The sequence below is a fragment of the Paenibacillus sp. J22R232 genome (genome assembly GCF_056269165.1).
The window spans coordinates 1,074,055-1,098,924 of the sequence record NZ_JBWDNK010000001.1 but is presented as its reverse complement, the minus strand read 5'-3'; the positions used below and the strand labels follow the sequence as shown (position 1 = coordinate 1,098,924).

Annotated in this window: 22 protein-coding genes; 19 read left to right on the top strand and 3 right to left on the bottom strand. The window is 45.9% G+C overall.

The features are described 5' to 3' along the window. Positions 1-9: 9 nt before the first annotated feature. The 5 genes from AC0YN3_RS05070 (at position 10) to AC0YN3_RS05050 (ending at position 3,747) form a co-directional block, all read left to right on the top strand. Positions 10-1,092 (top strand): efflux RND transporter periplasmic adaptor subunit, encoded by a 1,083-nt coding sequence (locus AC0YN3_RS05070; RefSeq protein WP_475773991.1) that lies wholly within the window; start codon positions 10-12, stop codon positions 1,090-1,092. A gap of 82 nt (positions 1,093-1,174) precedes the next feature. Then, positions 1,175-1,366 carry a DUF896 domain-containing protein gene (locus AC0YN3_RS05065; protein WP_183560840.1) on the top strand — a complete coding sequence of 64 codons (192 nt, stop codon included), beginning with the start codon at positions 1,175-1,177 and terminating at the stop codon, positions 1,364-1,366. A gap of 45 nt (positions 1,367-1,411) precedes the next feature. Next, the gene (locus AC0YN3_RS05060) at positions 1,412-2,401 is read left to right on the top strand and encodes an aldo/keto reductase (protein WP_475773990.1); all 990 of its coding nucleotides are present in this window, start codon (positions 1,412-1,414) and stop codon (positions 2,399-2,401) included. Between the two features lie 26 nt (positions 2,402-2,427). After that, positions 2,428-2,934: a hypothetical protein gene (locus tag AC0YN3_RS05055; protein WP_475773989.1), complete on the top strand. Its 507-nt coding sequence runs from the start codon at positions 2,428-2,430 to the stop codon at positions 2,932-2,934. A 24-nt stretch (positions 2,935-2,958) separates the two neighbouring features. Next, positions 2,959-3,747 carry an HAD-IA family hydrolase gene (locus AC0YN3_RS05050; RefSeq protein WP_475773988.1) on the top strand — a complete coding sequence of 263 codons (789 nt, stop codon included), beginning with the start codon at positions 2,959-2,961 and terminating at the stop codon, positions 3,745-3,747. 75 nt (positions 3,748-3,822) lie between these two features. Here the strand turns inward: AC0YN3_RS05050 and AC0YN3_RS05045 are convergent, their stop codons facing one another. Further along, a complete protein-coding gene (locus tag AC0YN3_RS05045) occupies positions 3,823-4,371 on the bottom strand; it encodes a 1,2-dihydroxy-3-keto-5-methylthiopentene dioxygenase (protein WP_441942624.1) in 549 nt (182 codons plus the stop codon). Between the two features lie 141 nt (positions 4,372-4,512). On the opposite strand from AC0YN3_RS05045, the gene metH reads away from it, so the two are divergent. Together metH and rnz are read left to right on the top strand one after the other, a co-directional pair. Then, positions 4,513-7,953: a methionine synthase gene (gene metH / locus AC0YN3_RS05040; protein ID WP_475773987.1), complete on the top strand. Its 3,441-nt coding sequence runs from the start codon at positions 4,513-4,515 to the stop codon at positions 7,951-7,953. A 111-nt stretch (positions 7,954-8,064) separates the two neighbouring features. Further along, positions 8,065-9,006, top strand: coding sequence for a ribonuclease Z (gene rnz / locus AC0YN3_RS05035; RefSeq protein WP_475773986.1), 942 nt, complete (start codon positions 8,065-8,067; stop codon positions 9,004-9,006). A gap of 35 nt (positions 9,007-9,041) precedes the next feature. Here the strand turns inward: rnz and AC0YN3_RS05030 are convergent, their stop codons facing one another. After that, the gene (locus AC0YN3_RS05030) at positions 9,042-9,653 is read right to left on the bottom strand and encodes an SdpI family protein (protein WP_475773985.1); all 612 of its coding nucleotides are present in this window, start codon (positions 9,651-9,653) and stop codon (positions 9,042-9,044) included. Next, positions 9,650-9,937, bottom strand: a complete 288-nt coding sequence (locus AC0YN3_RS05025) for an autorepressor SdpR family transcription factor (RefSeq protein WP_475773984.1) — start codon at positions 9,935-9,937, stop codon at positions 9,650-9,652. The genes AC0YN3_RS05030 and AC0YN3_RS05025 overlap by 4 nt, the downstream gene beginning before the upstream one ends. Positions 9,938-10,194: 257 nt before the next feature. Between AC0YN3_RS05025 and AC0YN3_RS05020 the strand changes: the two genes are divergently transcribed. The 12 genes from AC0YN3_RS05020 (at position 10,195) to AC0YN3_RS04965 (ending at position 24,830) form a co-directional block, all read left to right on the top strand. Further along, positions 10,195-12,441 carry a DEAD/DEAH box helicase gene (locus AC0YN3_RS05020; protein WP_475774296.1) on the top strand — a complete coding sequence of 749 codons (2,247 nt, stop codon included), beginning with the start codon at positions 10,195-10,197 and terminating at the stop codon, positions 12,439-12,441. A 53-nt stretch (positions 12,442-12,494) separates the two neighbouring features. Beyond that, positions 12,495-13,793, top strand: a complete 1,299-nt coding sequence (locus AC0YN3_RS05015) for a ribonuclease H-like domain-containing protein (protein ID WP_475773983.1) — start codon at positions 12,495-12,497, stop codon at positions 13,791-13,793. 73 nt (positions 13,794-13,866) lie between these two features. Continuing rightward, the gene (locus AC0YN3_RS05010; protein WP_475773982.1) at positions 13,867-14,682 is read left to right on the top strand and encodes a TIGR01457 family HAD-type hydrolase; all 816 of its coding nucleotides are present in this window, start codon (positions 13,867-13,869) and stop codon (positions 14,680-14,682) included. A 38-nt stretch (positions 14,683-14,720) separates the two neighbouring features. Further along, complete coding sequence (locus AC0YN3_RS05005) at positions 14,721-15,536, top strand: Fpg/Nei family DNA glycosylase (RefSeq protein ID WP_475773981.1); 816 nt, start codon at positions 14,721-14,723, stop codon at positions 15,534-15,536. Between the two features lie 43 nt (positions 15,537-15,579). Beyond that, the gene (locus AC0YN3_RS05000; RefSeq protein WP_475773980.1) at positions 15,580-15,918 is read left to right on the top strand and encodes a cyclic-phosphate processing receiver domain-containing protein; all 339 of its coding nucleotides are present in this window, start codon (positions 15,580-15,582) and stop codon (positions 15,916-15,918) included. A gap of 83 nt (positions 15,919-16,001) precedes the next feature. Beyond that, a complete protein-coding gene (locus AC0YN3_RS04995) occupies positions 16,002-17,018 on the top strand; it encodes an SAM-dependent methyltransferase (protein ID WP_475773979.1) in 1,017 nt (338 codons plus the stop codon). 95 nt (positions 17,019-17,113) lie between these two features. Beyond that, positions 17,114-18,868, top strand: coding sequence for a sensor histidine kinase (locus AC0YN3_RS04990; protein ID WP_475773978.1), 1,755 nt, complete (start codon positions 17,114-17,116; stop codon positions 18,866-18,868). Continuing rightward, the gene (locus tag AC0YN3_RS04985; protein WP_475773977.1) at positions 18,861-20,417 is read left to right on the top strand and encodes a response regulator transcription factor; all 1,557 of its coding nucleotides are present in this window, start codon (positions 18,861-18,863) and stop codon (positions 20,415-20,417) included. The genes AC0YN3_RS04990 and AC0YN3_RS04985 overlap by 8 nt, the downstream gene beginning before the upstream one ends. 116 nt (positions 20,418-20,533) lie before the next feature. Further along, positions 20,534-21,868, top strand: coding sequence for an ABC transporter substrate-binding protein (locus AC0YN3_RS04980; protein ID WP_475773976.1), 1,335 nt, complete (start codon positions 20,534-20,536; stop codon positions 21,866-21,868). 148 nt (positions 21,869-22,016) lie between these two features. Then, positions 22,017-22,925 carry a carbohydrate ABC transporter permease gene (locus tag AC0YN3_RS04975; protein WP_475773975.1) on the top strand — a complete coding sequence of 303 codons (909 nt, stop codon included), beginning with the start codon at positions 22,017-22,019 and terminating at the stop codon, positions 22,923-22,925. 2 nt (positions 22,926-22,927) lie between these two features. Continuing rightward, entirely contained in the window at positions 22,928-23,764 is an 837-nt protein-coding gene (locus AC0YN3_RS04970; RefSeq protein ID WP_475773974.1) for a carbohydrate ABC transporter permease, read from the top strand. A 34-nt stretch (positions 23,765-23,798) separates the two neighbouring features. Further along, entirely contained in the window at positions 23,799-24,830 is a 1,032-nt protein-coding gene (locus tag AC0YN3_RS04965) for a glycoside hydrolase family 88/105 protein (RefSeq protein ID WP_475774295.1), read from the top strand. The last annotated feature ends 40 nt before the right edge of the window (positions 24,831-24,870 follow it).

The window sequence follows — 24,870 nt, the reverse complement described above, 5'->3', positions numbered from 1 at the left end:
AGTATTGTGATGAAGAGCAAAATGAAATGGATCATTCTCGGAATTGTAATCTTAGCTATAAGTTTTGGGTTGTTTCGTTTGGGAAACCCTTCCCAGCCAGTCATTCTTGAAACCGATTCAGAACCGATCGTGTTTAAAGCAACCAAGGGAACCATATCAAAAACCGTCGAAGTAAAAGGAAAATCTCTATATGAGCAAGAGACCTTCGTTTACGCACCTTACAGCTCAGAAGTGTCCGAGTGGAATGTAGAAGATGGGCAGCAGGTCAAAGCTGGGGACGTTTTGTTTAAATTAAATCAATCGACGGTACAAGACGAAATTGAGCAAATGGAAGCTGAAATGAACAAAGCCAGGCTGGAAGCACAGCTTAATGAATATCTCATTCAATCGGACGAAGATATCAAGCCGCTGGAAGCATCGGAATTAGAACGGAAAAAGTCTTTAGTAGAAAGAGAAGTATCCAAGCTAAACAAAGAGCTTCGTGAAGTTACGATTGGAATTCAAGAGAAAGAACTTCGAAGCAAAAAAGAAATGCTTAGCAGCTCGACATACCGTTCGCCCGCAAACGGGATTTTCTTGTTCGATAATCCAAGCAAAAAACCGCATACGGTTGGCCAAAATGAATATGTTGGCAAGATCGTTGACTTGAATAAGCTGCAGTTCATTGCACTTGTAGGGGAACAGGATATTTTTCGCATCAAGGAAGGCATGTCGGTAAACGTCAGAGTGAATGCGAAGAATGACTTATTAATTGAAGGGAAGGTTCAGAGCGTTTCCAAATTCGCTAAGACGGGCACAGACCAGAATAATTTGATCCAAGCTGCTCAATTCGAAGTTGTAATCGGACTGGAGGCTAATGAATATTTGATTGCAGGCCTGAGCTTGAATGGTGCAATTGAGACAGAAAAACAAGAGAACGCGACAGTCGTGCCATCCATCGCCATTGCTCGCGAGAAGGATAAGTATTTCGTTATGTATGATTCCGGGAATGGCGAATATGAGCGGAAAGAGGTCAAGATTGGATTGGAAACCCCGGAGCAGACTGAAGTCCTGGAAGGCTTAAAGCCTGGCGATCAAGTTGTCCTTCCTTAAAGCCTCGCCTTGACAACTAAGCGTACAAAATGTCAAAGTATAGAGTAGAGGTTTTTCCATCATGAGAGGAGTAGAGCAAGCAATGGAGTTTTCAAAAATTATTGAACGGATTAACGAGCTAGCTCGTAAAAATAAATCGGAAGGTTTATCCGATGCCGAAATTACTGAAAGAGACGAGCTGCGCAAGCAGTATTTAACGAACTTCAAGAACAATTTCCGTCAACAGCTGGAAACGATTGAGATTGTCGACGACAAAGACGATATCAAGCATTAAGCGTATTAGCGAGTTATCATTTAAACCCCATGGGAGGTCACTTAGATGAATTATAAGCTACTAGGAAAAAGCGGACTTGCTGTCTCTGAGCTATGCTTGGGAACGATGACGTTCGGTAACACAACAAACGAAGCGGATGCAATCGATATGATTGATCGATTCGTTGACCGTGGCGGAAACTTTCTTGACACGGCTAACGTATACGTTAGCGGCCGTTCGGAAGAAATCGTTGGCAAAGCCATTAAACAAAGACGTTCCGATATTGTTCTAGCAACTAAGGTTCGGATGACGACCTCCAGCAATATTAATGGAGTGGGGCTCTCCCGCAAACATATTTTGGATGGCGTCGAGGCAAGCTTGAAGCGTCTTCAAACCGATTACATTGACTTATATCAAGTACATGTATGGGATCATGCTACGCCGATAGAAGAGACGCTGCGCACGCTCGATGACCTTGTTACTTCGGGTAAAGTGCGCTACATAGGGTGCTCCAATTTTTTTGCATGGCAGCTCATGAAGTCATTGGCTCTTAGCGATGCAAGCCGTTATGTGCGCTTCGTATCCATTCAGCCGCAGTATAGCCTGGTTAGCCGGCAAATGGACCGTGAAATGCTGTCGCTTTGCTTAGAGGAAAAAGTAGGCATTATCCCTTGGGCACCATTAGGCGGAGGTTTTCTGACCGGCCGTTACACGCGTGATGAGCCTAAGGAAGGTCGCATGACCACTAAGGTGGGGGAAAGCTCCTGGATTAACCGCGCTTCCGACCAGAACTTCGCAATTCTTGATGCGGTAGTGACGGCTGCAAAAGAACTTGATAAAACGCCGGCGCAGATTGCTTTAAGATGGCTGATCCAGCGAGAAGGAATTACATCGCCGATATTCGGAGCAAGCAAGCTAGAACAGTTCGAAGATAATATAGGTGCGTTAGGCTGGGAAATGCCGACGGAAATTTGGAAACAATTGAACAGCGCTAGCGCGCTGCCGGATGATTATCCGAACCGATTTATCGAGAAATTCCGTCGACCGTTCGAATAGGGTAGTTTAATAGGAGGAGAATGAGCTTGTCACGTTCCTGGGAGCGCAAGGTGCGCAAAAACATGACTGTTGTTAACAAAAAACGCAAAAAACAAGGTAATGGTCAAATCGTTTTTAATGCTGATAAATCGGAGAAAATCGTTGGTCGCAATTTCATTGCACCGATATTGCTTATTTTGTTTATCGGCATGTACGTCATACTCATGCAAAGCTCGACCCAGTTCAAAACGGATACGATGTTTTGGATAACGGTTGGCTGTTATATTCTCTTGGCAGCATTGTTCTACTTCAGACGTCCTTACATAACGATTGGCAAAGATTATGTACAAACGCGCCGCATGACAGGCGACAAACGAATTACTGCAGCTGCAATAAAAGGGATTAGCGCGCAGAAAGGCTATGTTATCGTTGAGCAGCAAAAGGGCGGAAACTGGGTTTTCGCAAAACTAACGAACCGTTTCCCGACGGAGGAAATTGCTGCGAAGCTAAAGGTTTTTGCAGAAGCAAACCATATTCCTTTTCAGGAAAAATAATAAGGCAGGAGAGTTTGGACAACAATGGCTAAACAAGCGGTATTATTTGATTTGGATGACACGTTGCTTTGGGATGACCGAAGCGTAAAGGAAGCATTCGAGGCAACTTGCCAAGCAGCAGCTGAGGCAACAGGAGTTGATCCCGCTGAATTGGAAGAAGCGGTACGCCGTGAAGCGAGAGGTCTATATGAGTCTTATGAAACCTTTCCATTTACGAAAATGATTGGGATCAATCCGTTTGAAGGACTTTGGGCTCCTTTCCTTGAAGGCGAACAAGAAGAGTTCCGCAAATTAGAACGCCTTGCTCCCGGATACCGAAAGGCTGCTTGGACACAAGGACTTAAGTCGCTTGGAATAGATAATGAGGAGCTCGGAGCGAAGCTTGCCGAACAGTTCCCGGCTGAACGTCGCGCGCGTCCGATCGTTTATGAAGAAACATTCCGTGTGCTCGAGCAGCTCAAAGGAAAATACAAACTGCTTTTGCTAACCAATGGTTCTCCAGATCTACAGCGGGAGAAGCTTGCAGGCGTGCCGGAACTACTTCCTTACTTCGATCATATTATAATTTCAGGTGAATTTGGCCAGGGCAAGCCGGCTGCTGCCATATTTAAGCATGCGCTTGAGCGACTCGACATTGAAGTCGATCATGGAATCATGGTTGGCGACAAGCTGACGACTGACATTCTAGGTGCCAATACAGTGGGAATGACGTCAGTTTGGATTAACCGTCATGCTGCCGTACGCAATGATGACATTATTCCATCGCATGAAATCAAGCATCTTGAAGAGCTGCTTCAGCTTCTCGAAGTTTAAATAACTGAACAAAAAAGCCCCTCAAAGTGAGCAGCTGCTGACTTAAGAGGGGCTTGCATTATTTTTGAATTACATTTACGCTTCGCTAGACGCGAACTTCTCGTCAGCGAAAGGATGCGCAATCCAGCCTTCCGTTTCAATAAAGAGACGTACGGCAACGATCTGACGGTTATCCATCAGCGTGAAGAAATGCGGCTTGTATTCCGGTACGGAAATGACATCGCCAGCTTCGAGCTCAACGTCAAAATATCCTACGTCATCCGTACCTTTAATGATAAAGATGCCCCGTCCGGCAGTAATGGCGCGAACCTCATCTTCCGTATGCGTATGGACGTTTTCAAATTTTTTAAGCAACTCGTCGAGGTTTGGAGTAGCATCGGATAATGCGATGATATCCCACGTTTTGTAACCGCGTCTCTCGGCAAGGTCTTTGATTTCCTCGTCATATGTCGTCAAAATTTCTTGTTTTTCTTCATCGGAAAGTACAAACTTCTGTTGAAGCCCTTCTGCCAGCTTCTCCGGGTTCCAGTGCTCGTAAAGCACCTCTTGCTTATCTAGAAATGCACGGACAGCCTCTTCACCCTGAATCCGTTCCTCTGTATTGCGAATTCTAATCTCAGCCATGAACATTCCCTCTTTTCCTATAGAAATTAAATGATATACTAATTATAAAACAAAATAATTGGATTGTCGATGGATTACCTTTTCACACAGAAGGTATTCTGCTAAACTATGTGTTAATGATTTTGGGAAGGGTGTAATAAATTGTCGAAACCGACCTTACAACAAATGCTTCAAGAGCGCATTCTCATTCTGGACGGCGCGATGGGGACGATGATCCAGCAGGCTGGATTGAATGAAGATGATTTTGGCGGACCAGAGCTGGACGGCTGCAATGAAATGCTCGTGCTGACTCGTCCTGACGTTATACAACTAATTCACGAGCAATATCTTGAAGCAGGCGCTGACATATTAGAGACTAATACATTCGGAGCTACAAGTGTTGTGTTGGCTGATTATGACATACCTGAGAAGGCAAGAGAGATCAACTTGGCTGCTGCGAAGCTCGCGCGCGATGCTTGCGCCAAATACAGTACTCCTGAGAAGCCTCGTTACGTTGCAGGCGCACTCGGGCCTACGACAAAAACATTGTCCGTAACCGGCGGAGTCACCTTTGATGAGCTTGTAGAGAGCTACTATGAGCAAGCGCTTGCTTTGATTGAAGCAGACGTGGACGCGCTATTGCTTGAGACTTCGCAAGATACGTTGAATGTAAAAGCTGGCAGCATCGGTATCCGCAACGCTTTCGATAAGCTTGGCAAAGAGCTTCCGATTATGATATCCGGAACGATTGAACCGATGGGGACGACGCTTGCAGGCCAAACCATTGAATCCTTTTATATTTCCTTGGAGCATCTAAAACCGATTTCCATCGGTCTTAACTGTGCGACAGGGCCGGAATTTATGCGTGACCATCTGCGCACGTTGAGCGAGATTGCCAATTCCGCAATCAGCTGTTATCCGAATGCGGGCTTGCCGGATGAGAACGGTCATTACCATGAATCGCCCGAATCGCTTGCGAAAAAGATGTCTGCGTTTGCCGAGCAAGGCTGGTTGAACATCGCCGGCGGCTGCTGCGGAACGACGCCTGACCACATACGCGTGATGGGCGAGACGATGGCCAAATATGCACCGCGTACCAAAATGGGTACGCATCCGAACGCGGTTTCCGGTATCGAGACGGTCTTCATTGAACCAGAGAACCGTCCAATCATGATTGGAGAACGTACGAATATTTCCGGATCACGGAAGTTTAAACGACTGCTGAAGGAAGAAAAGTTTGATGAAGCTTCCGAAATTGCGAGAGCGCAGGTTAAGGGCGGCGCGCATGTGATCGATATCAACTTGCAGGATACGGACATTGACGAAGCCTATGCGGTTCATCAGTTTTTGCCGCAGGTTGTTAAGAAGATCAAGGCACCATTAATGCTCGATTCGACCTATGATCATATTATTGAGCTCGGTCTGAAGTATTCGCAAGGAAAAGCGATTATTAACTCGATTAACTTAGAGGACGGCGAATCTAAGTTCGAACAAATCCTTCCGCTGATTCACCGTTATGGAGCAGCTGTCGTTATGATTCTCATCGATGAACGCGGTCAAGCAGTAACCCGTGAAGCGAAGATGGAGGTAGCTGAGCGTTCTTATAAGCTTTTAACCGAGAAATATAAAATGAACGCCGAGGATATCATCTTTGATCCGAACATGTTCCCTGTCGGATCAGGAGATCCGCAGTATATCGGCTCAGCCGTGGAAACGCTAGAAGGCATTCGCATGATCAAAGAGAAATTCCCGCTAGCCAAAACGATCTTGGGGCTCAGCAATATTTCCTTTGGGCTTCCGGATGCTGGGCGCGAGGTGCTTAACTCTGTTTATTTGTATCATGCGACAAAAGCAGGACTTGATTATGCGATCGTCAATACGGAAAAGCTGGAACGTTATGCTTCTATACCGGATGAAGAGCGTCGTCTGGCTGAGGAACTGATCTATAACACGACTGACGAGACGCTAGCATCCTTTGTAGCTGCATTCCGCGATAAAAAAGTTGAGAAAAAAGAGAAAATTTCTAATCTTACGCTAGAAGAGCGGCTTGGTTCTTATGTTGTAGAGGGAACGAAGGAAGGCTTGATTCCGGATCTCGACGAAGCGTTAAAAAAATATTCCGCGATGGAAGTCATTAACGGACCGTTAATGCGCGGGATGGAGGAAGTAGGCAGGTTGTTTAACGGAAATGAGCTCATTGTGGCAGAAGTACTGCAGAGCGCAGAGGTCATGAAGGCATCCGTTAACTATCTTGAATCATTTATGGAGAAAAACGAATCCTCCGTAAAAGGTAAAATCATTCTGGCTACGGTTAAAGGCGATGTTCATGATATCGGGAAAAACCTGGTCGAAATTATTTTATCAAATAACGGCTACAAAATTATAAATCTGGGCATAAAAGTACCGCCGGAGCAATTAATCGAGGCTTACCGCAAAGAAAAGGTTGACGCAATCGGCTTGTCAGGCTTGCTTGTTAAGTCTGCTCAGCAGATGGTCATTACAGCGCAGGATTTGCGTACGGCAGGTATCGATGCTCCAATCCTTGTGGGCGGTGCGGCACTTACGAGAAAATTCACCAAAACGAGAATCGGTCCGGAATATGACGGGCTTGTGCTTTATGCCAAAGATGCAATGGATGGGCTAGATATTGCCAATAAGCTGATGGATCCTGAGCACCGAACACGGATGGAAGAAGAAATGGCTGCATTCAAAGCTTCTGGCGGATTAGAGGAAGAAGAGAAGAAACCATTGCCGCAGCTGACACGTGCCGTTCGTTCTAAAATTTCACCGGACGCGCCAGTCTTCACTCCGCCTGATTTGGACCGTCACATTCTTAGGGACGTACCGCTGCCCCATGTTATTCCTTATGTAAATATGCAGATGCTGCTCGGTCATCACCTTGGACTGAAGGGCAACGTTGAGAACTTGCTTAAGGAAGGCAATGAGAAAGCTGTGCAGCTTAAAGCAACGGTTGACGAAATTTTGCAAAAAGGGACATCGGACGGTATCATTAAAACGCATGGCATGTACCGCTTCTTCCCGGCGCAATCCTCGGGCAATGACGTAATTATCTACAATCCGGTTGATCCTTTGCAAGAAATCAAGCGTTTTACGTTCCCTAGACAGCAGGTTGAGCCTTATCTATGTTTAGCGGATTTCTTGAAATCGGTGGAAAGCGGCGTGATGGACTACGTTGGTTTCTTAGTCGTCACAGCCGGACATGGTATTCGCGAGCTTGCTAATGAGTGGAAGGATAACGGTGACTATTTGCGTTCACATGCACTCCAATCTGTTGCACTAGAGGTGGCGGAAGGAATGGCTGAGCGCGTCCATCATATCATGCGCGATATTAGCGGTTATCCTGATCCAGCGGAAATGACGATGAAGCAGCGGCACGGTGCGCGCTACCAGGGCATCCGAGTGTCCTTCGGTTATCCAGCGTGTCCGAACCTTGAAGACCAGGAGCCGTTGTTTGATCTCATGAGGCCGCAGGATATTGGGGTCGAACTAACCGAAGGATGTATGATGGAGCCGGAAGCATCCGTTTCCGCAATGGTATTCGCTCATCCGGAAGCACAGTATTTCAATGTTGAAAAAGTATAGTTTAAGTTAGAAGAGAGCCCTTGAGCGTTCGCGTATGCGAGCTTGAGAGGGCTCTTCGTTTCCATTCATGAGGTTAACTCAGCTGCTGTTAAGAGTGAGGTGGAAGTAAAAATGAATATGTGGTTTTTAGGAACGGGAGCAGGCCGTCCTTCCAAATACCGAAACGTTACCGCAATGGCGCTTCAGCTGCCTGAGCCTCATTGCAGTTGGCTGCTGTTTGATGCCGGTGAGGCGACGCAGCATCAGATTATGAATTCACCGCTTAAATTAAATAAGCTGGAGTTTATCTTTATTACTCATTTGCATGGCGACCACATTTATGGCTTGCCAGGGCTGTTGAGCAGCAGATCCTTTGACGGTGGCGTTACTCCCGTACATTTGTATGGACCTGCAGGAATCAAACGATATATAGAGACTATATTCAGCATAAGCGCTACACAGCTCGATTATGAGCTGATCATCCACGAAATAACGGGAGAAGAAGCGTTAATTTTTGAAGACGGGCGGTTTAAGGTGGAGGCCAGGCTGCTTGAGCACAGAATTCAAAGCTTCGGATACCGTGTTACCGAGAAGGATCAGCCTGGAAAACTGCTGGTCAACAAGCTGATTGAGTTAGGCGTCGAAGCTGGTCCTTTGTACGGACGGCTTAAACAAGGCCAATCCATAACGCTTGCTGACGGTTCGGTTGTGCATTCTGAAGACGTGACTGGTCCATCTTATATCGGCAGGATCGTTACCGTTCTAGGTGATACGAAGCCGTGTGCAAATGCTAACAAGCTGGCATTAGATGCGGATTTGCTCGTTCATGAAGCCACCTTTGCAGCAGGCATGGAGGAGAAAGCACATGAATTCGGGCACTGCACGACAAAGGAAGCAGCCGAAACCGCTGCAAGGGCGAAAGCGAAACACCTCGTAATGACGCATTTTAGCGGACGTTACAGCAACGATGATCTCAGCCAGCTGGAACGAGAGGCAGCTATGTACTTCGAGCCGGTGACGGCAGCCAGAGATTTGCTCCAGGTTGAAGTAAAACGAACAAGTCAAACGGAATAATAAAAAAACGTGAGGAGAAGCTCCCCACGTTTTTTTTATTTCTGGTCTTTCCCAAAATGGAACGAGAGAAAGACGGATGCGAGCACGATAATGACGATGATACCGAAAAATACGAACATTTGGTAAGGATTCGGAACGAATGTACTGACTATCATGAGCAGGCCGCCAAAAACATAAAATTTTGCAGCCGCCCGATGCGTTTTTTTCCAAACAGCCTCGTTCGCTAGTGTATGAGCCGTCTTAATCCCAATCAAGCTATCGGGTTGTAATCGAGGCATATAAAACCCTGATACTGCTAGAATGACGCCGACCATGGGAATGACTACCTTCTCGATATCAACGTTGAGTCCGTAGCCGTATGCGATTGTTACGCCATGCAGAACAAGAAGAGAGAGCAGGATAACGTTTTGAATCACATAGAGACTATGCTTGTGCTGTTGGAAATTTTGTTTTTTTGGCAGGATAACGATCAGGATGACCATGAGCGCGGGAAGCAGCAATAACGCGAATGCTTTATTGGCCAAGCCGTCAATTTCTTTGTTTATGTCCCAATGGATGGCCATAAGCTCCGGCATATACGGATAAGTGATTATGCTTGCGATAAGGGCTAAGGAAACTATAAACCATGAAAGCACATTGGATTTCAAGCTTTCTCATTCCCTTCAGGATTAGATGGCTGGAAGGAGATGATCCAGTTTAATAGTTCATTCAATACGGCTGCGTTAAGGGAATAATAAATATGCTGGCCATGGCGTTGATCCCATACGAGCTCCGCTTGTTTAAGCAGGTTGAGATGATGGGAGATGCTAGGCTTTGTCATTTGGAAGTGGTCGGCGATTTCGCCGGCGGTCAAATCTCTTTCGCGAAGCAATTCCAATATTTTCCGTCTATTCGGATCTGAGAGCGCTTTAAAGGAGTCATTGATGGGCATAAAAACCATCCTTTCGAGTTAAGCATGCCTATGTTTAGATATTTAAATAAGTATCTAATTAATAGATATCATTTTACTATATCGATTTCTTATATGGCTGTCAATTCAACGAGTGCGGGACGTTTTCTAATGAAAAGACTAGAGTTGCGTCAGCCCTTCGTTTGGTTATTATTATGCTTTGCATATATAGAAGGAAAGACTAGTAAAGGGAACAAATATTCGCTAAAATATAAGGTATTGTGAGGTGTGAGGTAATGATCAAAAAGAAATCGCTTTCGGAAATCATTCAAGAATTAAGAGTCAATGAGAACATTATTAATTGGACAGAAATCGAGCCTCAAGAAGCTAAGGCAAAATTGATACCGGAAAGCGTCGATCCAAGGATTAGATCGGCATTTGCCAATCGCGGTATAGAACAGCTATACACCCACCAATATACAGCCTACGAAACCATCCGCAAAGGCGAAAATATAGTAGCCGTAACACCTACGGCTTCAGGAAAAACGTTATGCTACAACCTGCCGGTATTACAAGCCATCGCTGAAGACGACAGCAGTAGAGCGCTTTATCTTTTTCCGACAAAGGCGCTCGCACAGGATCAAAAAAGCGAACTAAACGAAATCATCAGCGAAATGGGGATTGACATAAAAAGCTTCACTTATGATGGCGATACTGCTCCCGCGATTCGAACGATTGTTAGAAATGTAGGTCATATCGTAATTACGAATCCTGACATGCTCCATTCTGCCATTCTGCCACACCATACGAAATGGGTCAGCTTGTTCAGCAACTTGAAATATATCGTAGTAGATGAGCTGCATACGTATAGGGGCGTATTCGGAAGCCACGTAGCGAACGTAATTCGAAGATTGAAACGCATTTGCCGATTTTACGGCAGCAATCCCCTTTTTATCTGCACATCCGCGACAATTGCAAACCCGAAGGAATTGGCAGAACAGCTGACGGGGAGCCCGATGCGGCTGATTGACGATAATGGCGCGCCTCGGGGCAGAAAGCATTTTGTTTTCTATAATCCGCCAATCGTAAACAAGCCTTTAAACATACGGAAAAGCGCAACCGTAGAGGTTAACCACTTGGCAAGGGATTTCCTTGCGAACAAAATACAGACGATCATATTTGCACGGAGCCGAGTAAGGGTAGAGATTATATTGAGCCATATACAAGAGCTCGTCAAAAACGAAATCGGCGCCAAATCCATTCGGGGCTACCGAGGCGGATATTTGCCCAATCAACGTCGTGAAATTGAAAAAGGCTTAAGAAACGGCGACATATTAGGCGTAGTCAGTACGAATGCACTAGAGCTTGGCGTAGACATCGGCCAGCTGCAAGTATGCATTATGACTGGGTATCCAGGGAGCGTAGCTAGTACGTGGCAGCAAGCAGGAAGAGCGGGCAGACGGCATGGGGAAGCGCTTATCCTCATGGTTGCAAGCAATACGCCGATCGACCAGTATATTGTCCAGAATCCCGAATACTTTTTTGATCGGTCACCTGAATCCGCAAGAATCAATCCGGAAAATTTACTCATATTGGTCGACCATGTTCGCTGTGCGGCATACGAGCTGCCGTTTAAAAAAGACGAACGATTCGGTACGTTAGAAATCGTTGATATCTTGGAATATCTCACTGAAGAACGGGTACTCACCCATGCGGGAGATACGTTTTATTGGGCTAATTTGGCTTTCCCGGCAAGTGAGGTTAGTTTACGTTCGGCCGCGCAGGAGAATGTCGTTATTATCGACCAGACAGAAGCCGCGAACGTGAAAATCATCGGGGAAATGGACCGCTTTAGCGCAATGACTCTCTTACACGACGAAGCGATTTATTTGCATGAAGGCGTGCAGCACCAAGTCGAAAAGCTGGATTGGGATCACAAGAAGGCATACGTTCGCAAAGTGGATGTCGAATATTACACAGATGCGAACCTAGCCGTTAAGCTTAAAGTCTTAGCAACGGATCGGACGGAGAATAAACGAGCTTCCGCTATACATTATGGAGATGTCGTCGTTAATGCAATGCCGACTCTATTTAAGAAAATAAGGCTGAGCAGTTTTGAAAATATCGGATACGGTCCTATTAATTTGCCTGAGGAAGAACTTCACACCAGTGCAACTTGGATCGAGCTGAAAGAAATAGATCCCGAGCTCGAAACTAAAACGCAGGAGCAGCTTCTGCTTGGCATCGCCAACGTATTAAAACATATCGTTCCTATTCATGTCATGTGCGATAGAAGCGATATACACGTCGTATCGCAAATAAGAGCAGAGCATACGCAGCTGCCTACGATATTTATTTATGACCATTACCCGGGCGGCATTGGCTTAGCGGAGGATGTCTATAAACGGTTTGATGAAGTGAAGGAAGCTGCGAGCAAACTGATTCGTAAATGTCCTTGCGAAGACGGATGCCCATCCTGTATCGGTACGGAAATCGAAGGGCTTAACGTGAAACTGAAGAGTGTTCAGCTACTGTCTCAATTGTAATTGGTGAACAGCAATAACGAGAAGAAAGCTGCTTGATGAAGCGGAGGTGCGCAATGAGCAGTATGCGCGATAGAATGAACCGGTTGCGCGGGGAAAGCACGAAAGTTGACATCGTCGCCGATGAACCGAATATAGAATACCAGTCACAGCCCGAGTCGGATCAAGCCGAGCATCCAGATCGATTATCGCCAGGATGGGCAGCCTTCGGCGTAGAGCTGGCGGCGAATGAAACTGGAAGTTTTCTGCTAAGGGTCATTCGCTATCCGATGGATTACCGTCATGGCTTACATGCTTTACAAGAGTTGTACACCGCTGCGCCTGGTTTAGCAGCTTTTCATCCATCGGAGCTATCAACAGCGGAGCAAATCCTATTCTTGGATCTTGAAACGACTGGATTAGGCGTTGGGGCCGGTAACGTCCCCTTCATGGTTGGCATAGGCTATATGTCAAAGGGACACTTTGTCATTGAGCAAGCGTTAATCAGGCATCCGGCTGAAGAAAGGGCTATGCTCATGTACTTGGCGGAGAAGCTTCAGCAATTTACGTTTTTATCAACGTATAATGGGAAGACGTTCGACTGGCCTCTCGTTGAGAGTCGGTTTATCATGAATGGACTTGGCCGTAAAATGTGGGAGCCCAAGCATCTCGATTTTTTGCATCCAGCAAGGTCGATCTGGCGAAATACGCTTTTGTCTTGCAAACTAAGCCATGTAGAGGAAGAACGTCTTGGGATTGAGCGTGTTGACGATGTGCCAGGATCACTTGCACCGCAGCTCTATTTTCAATATTTAGCGGATGGCAATCCAGCGCCGTTAGAAGGCGTATTTAAGCACAACGAAACGGATATGCTCTCGCTTGCTTGTCTAGCGATTCGTTTCGGCCATTTGTTGAATGGAAATATTGAAGCCTACATCCCGCTTCCGGATGAACCGGAGGAAATGGTTAGAACAGGGCTTTGGCTAGAACGAATGGGGAGAAAAGAGCTGCCGTCGCAGCTGTTTGATGTCTTTATGAACATCCAGCATTCGAAACCTTCGACGCTCGTCATGCTTGCCGCACGTGACAAGAAGGCTGGAAATTGGGATCGTGCTGTGTTATTGTGGCAGAAGGCTATCATTCATTCTCCATCGCATTTTGGACCAGCGGCACATGAAGCGAGCATCGAGCTTGCGATGTACTATGAGCATAAGCTCAAAAATTACGACTCTGCACTCAGCTACGTGAATACGGCCTTTGAGCATGCCTTACATCAATCGTCGCTATTTCGTGCTGATACCAAAAAGAAAGCAGAGCTTGAAGCACTCCGAAATCGCATTGCGCGCCTTCGCCGCAAGGCATCGAAAACGATATAAGCTCCGAAATACAGCAGCAAAGAATGAAACGGCCTTCGTGGTTGCTGTTAGACGCCTGGGAGGTTTCATGAAGATGACAACGGAAAGAAAAATCATGCGAGGTTTGCTCATTGATCTCGATGGAACGTTATATCACGGTACTCATCGGATAGATGATGCCGATCGCTTAATCTCTTATTTGCAAGAAACGAATATGCCGTACCGTTTTGTTACGAATAATTCTTCAGCAACGCCGGAAGAGGTCGCTGATCGGCTTATGGGCATGGGAATTCCCGCCACGGCAGCAGATGTATGCACGTCTGCGCAAGCAGCTGCAGGGCACATTGCGCAATTGCATCCGGGGGCGGCCGTATTCGTCGTTGGTGAAGCCGGTCTCAAAAAGGCCGTTATCGAGGCTGGTTTGCGTTTATCAGAGGAGGATCAGCCCGATTTCGTTCTGCAGGGAATCGACAGAACCTTTACTTATGACCGCTTAACGAAAGCAGTCAGGCATATTCATGCCGGTGCAACGTTTGTTATGACCAATCCTGATTTGCTGCTGCCCTCAAGCGACGGACTCATACCGGGAGCCGGTTCAATTGGAGCCATGCTGCGTGCTGCGGGAGGGAAAGAACCGATTCTTATCGGCAAGCCATCATCCATAATAATGAAATATTCACTACATGAGATTGGATTGCAAGCAAATGAAACGTGGGTAGTCGGAGATAATTTGGCGACAGACATTGCCTTCGGAGAAGCGGCAGGCTGCGGAACGATCCTTGTTCTAACCGGCCTTACGAATGCAGATAACTTATCCTACTATTCGAAGCAAGCAGGCTGCGAGCCGACGGTTATTTGCGAACACTTAGAAGAGCTTCGTTCATATATAGCAGAACATAGAGAAGCATAAGAATATTAACGAAGGACATAGGAAGGAAGCGAAACTTCATGCGGGAATTGCCGGAACTGGATATTTACAGGAGCTCATTGGCTGAGAAATTTGCAGGGGCTCAAATATCTGGAATCGAGGTATCAAGCTCCAAAATATTTCAAGCAAGCGATGAGCAAATGCAACGTGACATCATAGGAAAAGTATTATGGTTTGTCGAGAGGCGCGGCCTCCACCTTTTGCTGCATCTGGACAACGGGAAACGTCTATTGCTTCATTTGGGGCAAGGGGCTTATTTGTATATCGGAAGCGAATCGGACCTTCCGAGCCGAAGCGCGCAATTAAAGCTTGTTTTTGGCGAAGTAATTTTATACGGCGTAGGACTGCGGTTAAATGATCTACAGCTTCTAAGCGTCAAGGAAGTTGAAGAGAAGCTCGGTAAATTTGGTCCGGATGCACTGGATAAACGGCTGACGTTAGAGCGGTTCGTTGCGCGGTTTGCAAAGAAAAGGGGAGCGATTAAAGCGGCTCTTATGGATCAAAACGTCATTTCCGGAATTGGCGCTGCCTATTCTGACGAGATCTGCTATTCTGCTGCTATCCGGCCAGATGCCAAAATTCCGATGTTCGAGCAAGAGAGCTGGGAACGCCTATACGCTGCGGTGCATAAGGTATTAAAGGAAGCGATTGCAAATGGCGGCGGTGGTGATCATGCGATTTCAGCCATCGAGCAAGCCGCTGATATTCGTACTGCTCCCTTTCAAGTATATGACCGTGAAGGTCAACCGTGTAATAACTGCGGAGCAGTAATCGAAAAGATCGATGTTTCAGCTCGCAAAGCCTATGTTTGCACAAGCTGTCAAAAGGATCTTTAAATGATCGCTGACGGAAGCCACTCAATGAGCAGGGGGGTCAATCATGATTCATGTTTATTTGGATGATTACCGAGTTTGCCCCAAAGGATTCGTTCTGGCCATAAATGCCGAGGAATGCAAGCAGCTTCTAGATCTACAGCAGGTTGGCATTCTATCGCTTGATTACGATCTGGGCTGGGCGCAGCCAACAGGCTATGAAGTGGTTCGCCACATCGTGGAAACGGGCCGTTACCCAGAGCAAATCTACTTGCACACTTCAAGCAGCGCAGGCAGGATGCAGATGTATGACATGCTAATGAACAGCGCTCCTGTCGAGACGAAGCTGCATAACGGTCCGATGCCAGATGCTTTGTTAAATCAAATTGCCGGACGAATATCGTAACATACCCGGGTGTTAGGAAGAGCAAAGCTTCCTTCCTTTCCCAGGGTATTGAGTAATTCATAAATGAAAGAGGTTTAACTTACGTGAGTCAATGGATCGGAACAGCCAATCAAACTTATGCACCTTATGCGATGGAGGAGCTTCGTCGAATTGTTGATGGAGTAGCCTTCACGCAGCTTGCGGCAGGAGAGGTTTTTTTATGGACGAGCCCGCTCGACCGTGATGCAACCCTGCAAGCTATCCTACAGCAGGAGCCGATCTTTCTGCGTCATATGCAGCCTGTTGACCGTACAATCGATATAACCGGGAATGCGAACGATCTGGAGGATTTGTCCAACATGGTGCGCAATGCCGTCTTGTCATTTGAGAACAAACGGGTCGCTGTACATATTAGACGAACCTCCAAAACCGCGTTTATGTATACAGCAGCAGATACGAAGGCCGTTCTGGATGCCGTGCTTGAAGAAATAGACGCCGAGCCTGTCGTACAGCTGCCGGATATTATTATTGCTATATATGCTGCTGCAGAAAAGCTGTATGTAGGCTTTGGCGCTCCAGCTGACATGCTTTCGGATTGGCCAGGCGGTGCGGTGCGTTTCCAACGCGAAGAGGGACAAGTATCGCGCGCGAAGTTCAAACTGCTTGAGGCAGAGCGGGAATTTAACCTGAATTACGCCGGCTATCAAAAAGCGCTCGATGTTGGCGCGGCGCCAGGCGGGTGGACATCGCTCCTTCTGGAGCGTGGCTTACGGGTAACGGCCATTGACCCAGCCGAATTGCATCCATCATTAATGGCGTATCCAACGCTTACCTATTTGAAGCGAAATGCCTCAGAGGTGAAATTCAATCCCGGTTCATTCGATCTGCTAGTCTGTGATATGAGCTGGAGCCCGATGCTTATGTGCAAGCTCGTTCTTGATCTGGAGCCGGCGCTTAAAAGCGAGGCAACCGCGATCATTACGGTGAAGCTTATGCATCGCAAGCCTTTGCAAACCATCAGAGACGTAATTTCGAGGCTATCAACGGAATTTAGGCTTCAGAAGGCCAAGCAGCTGTTCCATAACCGCGAGGAAATTACGTTATATTTAATCAAGAAATAATAAGCGGCGCCCGCCGCCAGGCAGGGCGCTGTTTTTTAACGAAATCGCTGATCCTATGAACAGGACATATGGATGCTGGAGGGAGGGATTTCAAATTGTTATATTTGAAAGCGCTTTATATGAATCTTCGAATTAAGCATAAAATGTTTGTGCTTATCTCTGTCATCATGCTGGTAGTTGCCGTTTTAGCCATCATCATTCAACAATACGCATTTGACTTCTATGACCGGGAGATCTACAAGCAATCCTCCAAAGCGTTGAGCTTGTCTTCAATCAGCATAGAAAATGAGCTTAAAAAGATGGAAAAGCTTACGTTTATGCTATCAACCGATTCGACGATCCAGCATTATTTGCGATCCATTAAAAGCGGTTTATCGGATTACGACAATTATGTGGTCAAGTTGACCGTCAAGGAACGAATGGTCAATATAGGCGCATTGGATAAATACGTATTGTCTGCACAGCTTTATGACGTAAATGATAATGAATATGCGGTTGGCGCTAATTCGGTTACGTTATTCCAAGATAGGCTAAATGAATTCAAGCAATTAACGACCGTCAATAAAGGCGGGAACACATGGATAGCTCCGAACAGCTATGATAAGTCTTTAGTTGCTGCCCGTGAGGTCAGATCCTTTGAGCAGCTAAACTTGGATTACATTGGTACATTAGCACTGCGTATCGATATGAACAAGCTATTTCGCGATTTAGCGAAAGGAATGAACAGCAATGATGCACAGCTGATCATTATGAATCATAATGAAGCCGTTTACCCGGAGGCGTCCGAGTTCCCCATCGATTCTTTAGCTGCTTTGTCCGGCAAAGAAGGCTATAAAGTCATCAAATACGAGGGCAGGCAATATTTTGTAACGTTTATCGCATCCACCTATACGGATTGGACCTATTTCACGCTCATCCCATTCGATGATATTTTTGACCGGGTTGTCAAAGTGAAAAATACGATCATTATTATTTTTGCAGTTCTTTTTATTGTTATTTTATTTATTGCAGTCAGCTTTGCGAAAGGGATAACGGAACCAATTGAACGCCTGAATGCGAAGATGAAGCGCGTACAGCTCGGTCATTTTGAATATATAGAGGAACCAAACGAAAGAGCGCTGGCCATGGATGAGGCTGGACAAATGCACCGAAATTTCCGTATTATGGTTGAACGGATTAACGAGCTCATACATGAAAACTATGTGAAGCAACTGACCATACGCGACACGGAGTTCAAAGCGCTGCAAGCGCAGATCAATCCGCATTTTCTGTACAACACGCTGGAATCGATCAATTGGTCTGCTAAGCTGAGCAATCAAACGCATATCTCACAGATGGTAGAGGCGCTTGGGTCGCTGCTCCGTACCTCAATCAATCTGAAGGAGCCGCTGATTCCGCTTAGCAAGGAGCTCGACATTATCAACCATTATGTAACGATACAGAAATACAGGTTCGAGGAACGCTTGGACTTTCAGGTTGATGTAGCGGATTCGCTGATGCATTGCAGTATTCCTAAGCTTTCGCTCCAGCCGCTGGTCGAGAATGCGATTAATTACGGACTAGAACAGATGATTGATACTTGCAGCATCAGAATCGCGGCATTTACCGAGGACAACTGGCTGTTTATTACGGTTGAGGACAATGGACCTGGCATGGAGGAAGCCTTTGTTACACAATTGCTGAGTGGACAGGTGCAAACGAAGGGCTCCGGGCTAGGTCTCAAAAACATTGAGGATCGCATAAAGCTTTTATACGGCGAAGCTTACGGATTAATGGTTGAAAGCGAGCCAAACGGCGGTACGAGAGTCAAGTTAATGCTTCCTTATGAAATGAGGGGTTCCCATGTATAAGGTATTGCTGGTAGATGACGAACGCATTATCGTAGAAGGTATTTCTCTTACGGTCAAATGGGAGGCGTACAAGACGGAATTGGCTGGAACGGCGCGCAATGGACTTGAAGCAATGGCTTTCATTGAAAGCCATATGCCGGATATCGTCATATCCGATATTAAAATGCCGGGAATGAACGGTCTTCAGCTTGTGGAAAAGGTGCATGAAAAATTTCCGCATATTGCTTTTATTTTATTATCGGGCTTCAGTGAGTTTGATTATGCAAGAACGGCGATGCAATTCGGCGTAAAGCATTATTTGCTAAAGCCCTGCAACGAAAATACGATTACGGATGCGCTAACCGAAGTTATTGCTGAGCTTGAAGTGCAGCAGTCGCAGCAAACGTTTATGACCAATATCCAAAAAGAGCTGTCCAAGGTGCTTCCGCATGCCAAGGAGCAATTCTTAAAAGAGCTTGTTACGAATAAAACCTATGGACAGAGGGATTGGGACGACTATGGGAATCTGTTTCATATTACCGTTGAGAACGAGAAGGTACAGCTGCTCTTATTTCAATTGGAAGGAAAGTTCGAGTTCGAGCATATGTTTGCCATTAAAAACATCGCCCAAGACGTGATTGGCAAATCTATCGTTCTGCTAAGCACGACAATCGGCAAGCATGTTCTGCTTTTAATGAAGGAAATAAGCGATAAAGATATTTTGTTCCCGATGCTTATTGCCATCAAACAAACATTTTCGACCTATTATAAGCTCGATGCCACCGTCGCCGTTAGCGATGCAGGTCCAATAACCGATGCTCGCAAAATGTACCGTCAAACGTTGGAATGCTTGAACTACCAGTTTTATTTGGGCGAGGGCAGCATCATTACGCAGATGGATGTCGAGCGCGGTGATGACAACAATGTCAAATCATTCATCTATGACGAAGAGCCGCTTTGCATGCATGTAAAATCTGGAGATTGGACATATGTCCAATCAGAGCTTCAGCATTATTTCACTTTGCTTGCTGATAGCCGAATGGATACCCATTTATCGAAGTCTTATGTCATTCCGCTATATATTTCGATTGTACGGCAAGGCAGACCTGAGGAGATTAACGATTACTTAACGCAAATCACGCGATTCGATAGCTACTGTACGCTCAGGACGATCGAGCAATTCGTAACCGATAGCGCAGAGAAAATATGCATGCAAAATTATCATTCGCATTCGAAGAAGCACTCTCTTATTATTCATAAGATGATTAACGTAATCGAAGAGCAGATTTCGAATCCGGATCTGTCGCTGAATTGGGTTGCAAGCGAAATATTATATATGAATGCTGATTATTTGGGCAAGCTCTTCAAGAAGGAAACAGGAGAGAAATTTTCCAATTACGTTGTCCGCCTGAGAATGGAGCGGGCAATGGTAGAGATCGAAATGACCGGCGATGTCAAAGTGTTCGAGCTGGCAGAAAAATTCGGTTTCGGCGATAACCCGCAATACTTTAGCCAGGTATTTAAAAAGCATACCGGATTTACGCCATCCGAATTCAAAAGGTCGCCATGATGGCGACCTCTGTTTTTTTAACAAAGAAAGCGGTTTTTTTAATTCCGATGCTTCTTCATTCGACCTATAATAAAGCTTGTAAACAACATTAAAGAGTTTGGAAGGGGCGTAACACAATGAAAGCACCAAAGAAAATGCTTTTGACTCTCATGACTGCTGCAATGGTTCTCGTAAGCGCTTGCGGAGGGAATAATGGCAATGGTAACGCAACGAACTCCACGAATTCACCGACAACAGGAACTGAAGCAACAGAAACAACCGAAGCCAAACCAGTAACTCTACGAATTGCATGGTGGGGCGGTCAGCCTCGACATGATTACACGATGAAGGTTATCGAAATGTACAAAACGAAAAATCCACATGTTACGATCGAGATGGAATATGCGAACTATGATGATTACTGGAAGAAGCTAGCGCCTCAAGCGGCTGCCAATGAGCTTCCAGACATTATTCAAATCGATACACAAAACTACTCCCAGTATGCTGGCAGAAACCAATTGGCCGATTTGACTCCTTTCCTAGGCAACCAAATCGATGTGACTGACATCAGCCAAAATGCGATTGACGGCGGCAAGCTAGGCGATGGCCTATACGGCATGAACCTAGGTGTGAATGCGCTTGGATTCAACTATGATCCGGCTCTTTTGAAAAAAGCAGGCATCGACTCCATTCCGGAAAACTTCACATGGGATAATTACATCGAGATGGCTGCTAAAGCAAAAGCAGCAGGGCTTTACTTCGATAACGGCATGCGTCCGGAAGTTTTCTTCGGATACTATCTCCGTACTTTAGACAAAACATTGTTTAACGCGGAAGGTACGGGCCTCGGCTATGAAGATGATAAAATGTTTACCGATTTCTTCGGTATGCTGGCTAAGCTGGTTATTGATGGCGCCGTTCCTTCGCCGGACGTTCTTGCTCAAATCAAAGGTGCTGAAGATAGCCACCTCGTGCTTAACCAAGGTATTGGCGTATGGCAATGGTCGAACCAATACGTAGGCTTGCAGCAAGTAGCGAACCGTCCGCTTGCCATTGCACCTATGGCTGGTCCTAACATGGAGAAAGGCTTGTTCCTGAAGCCAAGTATGTTCTTCTCCGTTTCTGAGAATTCAAAAGTTAAAGAAGAAGCAGCTAAATTCATCAACTTCTTCGTAAATGACATCGAAGCTAACAAATTGATTTTAGGCGACCGCGGTGTACCGGTATCGTCGAAAGTTAAAGAAGCGTTGAAAGAAGTATCTACTGAGGCACAAATTCAAGTCTATGACTACGTGGCTTGGGCAGAGGCAAACAGCTCCCCGATGGATCCGGCTGATCCAATCGGATCAGCAGAAGTATTCAAATCATTGACGAGCCTTGCAGAGCAAATGAACTACAACAAAATCAAGCCGGAAGAAGCGGCTAAGAAATTTAGAGACGAAGCAACCTCTATTCTTAAGAAAAACAAGTAAATTGTTTGAGTAGATGCGATGGTTGGTCGGTAGATCGGCCATCGCATTTTCTACTTCTACCATTACATTCGGTTTGTTTGTGCCACTGAGCGGAGCTAAGCCGTTTCGCTTGGATACAAAAAAAGGCAAGCTAGACTTCGTATAGGAGTTGGATAAGATGAAATCGCTATCATTTAAAAACAACCTGATCGGATACACGTTTATTGGACCCTTCGTCATCGGCTTTCTATTGTTTACGCTAATTCCTGCTGCTGCATCGCTTTACTTTTCCGTTACGGATTACGATCTTCTCTCGACACCATCCTTTATTGGATTAGAGAATTACTCGACGATGTTTACGGATGACTCCAAGTTTTGGGCGTCGCTTAAGGTTACTTTTTTATACGTGTTTATCGGCGTACCGCTTAGATTGGCTTTTGCCTTGTTTATCGCAATGATCTTGAATACAGCCTCGAAAGCAATCGGGTTATATCGGACGGTTTATTATCTTCCTTCCATTATCGGTGGCAGCGTCGCCGTATCAATCATGTGGCGCAATCTGTATGGTGACGAAGGCGTTATAAACATCTTTCTGAATGCACTCGGTTTAGATAGCGTGAGATGGTTTGCTGAACCTGCTGCTGCACTTTGGATGCTGATTACTTTGTCCGTTTGGCAATTCGGATCTTCCATGCTTATTTTCCTTGCAGGACTCAAAAATATTCCGCCTGAATTGTACGAAGCATCGAATGTCGATGGTGCAGGACCTGTAATCCGATTTTTCAAAATCACCATTCCGATGCTTAGCCCCATTATTTTGTTCAATACGATTATGCAAACCATTGGCGCATTCATGACTTTTGTTCCAGCGTACATCATTTCAAAAGGCGAAGGCGGCCCGCTCGACGGCACATTGCTTTACTCCTTATATTTATTCCGCCAAGCCTTCGTTTACTTTGATATGGGTTATGCTTCCGCTATGGCTTGGATCATGCTGATCATTATCGCCATTCTGACAGGTATTTTGTTCTATACCTCTAAGAGATGGGTACATTACGAGTCGAAAGGTGGCCATTAATCATGACATTAAAAAAACTAAAGTGGCCGATCTACCACATTTTTGTCGCAGCACTCGCACTGATAATGGTTTATCCCGTATTATGGCTGCTTATGAGCTCATTCAAGCCAAGCAATCTCATTTTCGCTACAGCAGATTCGCTTATCCCGCAGCCTTGGATATGGGAAAACTACAAAATCGGCTGGGTCGGAATTGCCGGTCAATCATTTGGGACTTTCATCATGAATTCACTTGAAATCGTGATCATCGCGACAATAGGAGCCGTTTTGTCCTCCGCTTTTATCGCATTCGGATTTGCTAGGCTTAATTTCACCGGTAAAACGTTCTGGTTTGGCATAATGATGGTTACGCTGATGCTTCCTCATGACGTTGTGCTCGTCCCGCAATACATTTTGTTCGCGAAATTGAGCTGGCTCAATTCCATTAAACCGATCGTTATCCCGCAATACTTCGGAATTCCGTTTTTCATCTTTTTGCTTATCCAGTTCATCCGGACGATTCCAAACGAGCTCGATGAGGCGGCAACCATCGATGGCTGCGGGAAGTTCCGTTTATTTTTCCGCATTATTCTGCCGTTAGTCGTTCCTGCGCTTGCTACGGCGTCTATCTTTTCCTTCTACTGGCGCTGGGAAGATCTGCTCGGTCCGGTTCTCTACTTGAACCGTCCAAGCTTGTACCCTGTATCCATGGGACTTAAAATGTTTTTGGACAGCGATACCGTTTCAAACTGGGGTGCGATGTTCGCGATGTCTATCGTTAGCTTGATCCCCGTGCTTGCTATATTCTTTGCTTTTCAGAAGTACATTGTTGAAGGTATCAGTACAAGCGGATTGAAGTAGGGCTAGACATGAATGAGGAGAGAGGAAGATGGAAATGCCACAGCTTCAATTTGACGAAAATCACGTTCGGGAAGTGATTGACCGCGTAGTGGACCGTACGTTCAGAATGGACTTTAGCTGGGATTGGCCGGGCGGCGTAGCTTTTTATGGCGTCGCGGAAGCCTATGAAGCAACCGGTAACAAACGGTATATCACATTGCTTCAAGCGTGGGTAGACGAGAAGCTTGAGGATGGGCTTCCAAAGCTAACGATAAACGGCGTTTCGATCGGACATGCGCTCATTTCGCTATATAAAGCAACAGACAATGAGAAATATTTGGAAGTGGCCATTCAGATGGCTGAGTATTTAAAGAACGATGCCGTTCGTTTTGCTGACGGAGTATTCCAACATACCGTAAATTCAGAATCCTACAACTTCCCTGAACAGGCATGGGTAGACACGATGATGATGGCAGGCTACTTCCTCGTGCGAATGGGGCATTTGCTGGATCGTGCCGATTACTTAGAGGACGGTTTAAAGCAATATCATGGACATGAGCATTTCCTTCAAGACGCTGTCTCGAATTTGTATTATCATGGCTGGGACAATATTGCTCAGAATCATATGTCCTCAATCTTTTGGGCGAGGGGCAATTCATGGGCGGCGCTGACGATGGCGAAGGCACTGCCGCATATTGCGGTACAGCACCCATCGTTCATGATTATCGAAGGCTCGATGAGAGACCAGCTAAGCACCCTAGTACGTCTTCAATCCGAAAATGGCTTATGGCATACCGTGCTTAACGACAATACCTCTTATCATGAGTCGTCGGGGTCAGCTGGCATTGCAACCGGTTTGTTCGCTTTTGGCTCGTTGTACAACAAGTATATACAGCGTTCAATCGACGGAATCTTAAGCCAAATTACCGAAGATGGCTCGGTCATGAATGTCTCTGCCGGTACTGCAGTCATGAACGATCAGCAAGGTTACCGCGACGTTGCGCATAAGCGTGTCCAAGGCTGGGGACAGGGACTTGCGCTAGCATTTCTTGCCGAGCTTGTTAATTCCAAAAAACGCGTATTCTAAACGCAGCTTGCTCCTGCTAAAGCTCTATGATAAAGTTGAA

Bases quoted from the DNA above. Each gene is read 5' to 3' on its own strand.
- AC0YN3_RS04965 (WP_475774295.1), top strand. From the start codon at position 23,799: ATGCCACAGCTTCAATTTGACGAAAATCACGTTCGGGAAGTGATTGAC.
- AC0YN3_RS05065 (WP_183560840.1), top strand. From the start codon at position 1,175: ATGGAGTTTTCAAAAATTATTGAACGGATTAACGAGCTAGCTCGTAAA.
- AC0YN3_RS04985 (WP_475773977.1), top strand. From the start codon at position 18,861: ATGTATAAGGTATTGCTGGTAGATGACGAACGCATTATCGTAGAAGGT.
- AC0YN3_RS05005 (WP_475773981.1), top strand. From the start codon at position 14,721: ATGCGGGAATTGCCGGAACTGGATATTTACAGGAGCTCATTGGCTGAG.
- AC0YN3_RS05015 (WP_475773983.1), top strand. From the start codon at position 12,495: ATGAGCAGTATGCGCGATAGAATGAACCGGTTGCGCGGGGAAAGCACG.
- AC0YN3_RS05050 (WP_475773988.1), top strand. From the start codon at position 2,959: ATGGCTAAACAAGCGGTATTATTTGATTTGGATGACACGTTGCTTTGG.
- AC0YN3_RS05070 (WP_475773991.1), top strand. From the start codon at position 10: ATGAAGAGCAAAATGAAATGGATCATTCTCGGAATTGTAATCTTAGCT.
- AC0YN3_RS05025 (WP_475773984.1), bottom strand. From the start codon at position 9,937: ATGCCCATCAATGACTCCTTTAAAGCGCTCTCAGATCCGAATAGACGG.
- AC0YN3_RS05045 (WP_441942624.1), bottom strand. From the start codon at position 4,371: ATGGCTGAGATTAGAATTCGCAATACAGAGGAACGGATTCAGGGTGAA.
- rnz (WP_475773986.1), top strand. From the start codon at position 8,065: ATGAATATGTGGTTTTTAGGAACGGGAGCAGGCCGTCCTTCCAAATAC.
- AC0YN3_RS04980 (WP_475773976.1), top strand. From the start codon at position 20,534: ATGAAAGCACCAAAGAAAATGCTTTTGACTCTCATGACTGCTGCAATG.
- AC0YN3_RS04970 (WP_475773974.1), top strand. From the start codon at position 22,928: ATGACATTAAAAAAACTAAAGTGGCCGATCTACCACATTTTTGTCGCA.
- AC0YN3_RS05060 (WP_475773990.1), top strand. From the start codon at position 1,412: ATGAATTATAAGCTACTAGGAAAAAGCGGACTTGCTGTCTCTGAGCTA.
- AC0YN3_RS05000 (WP_475773980.1), top strand. From the start codon at position 15,580: ATGATTCATGTTTATTTGGATGATTACCGAGTTTGCCCCAAAGGATTC.
- AC0YN3_RS05010 (WP_475773982.1), top strand. From the start codon at position 13,867: ATGACAACGGAAAGAAAAATCATGCGAGGTTTGCTCATTGATCTCGAT.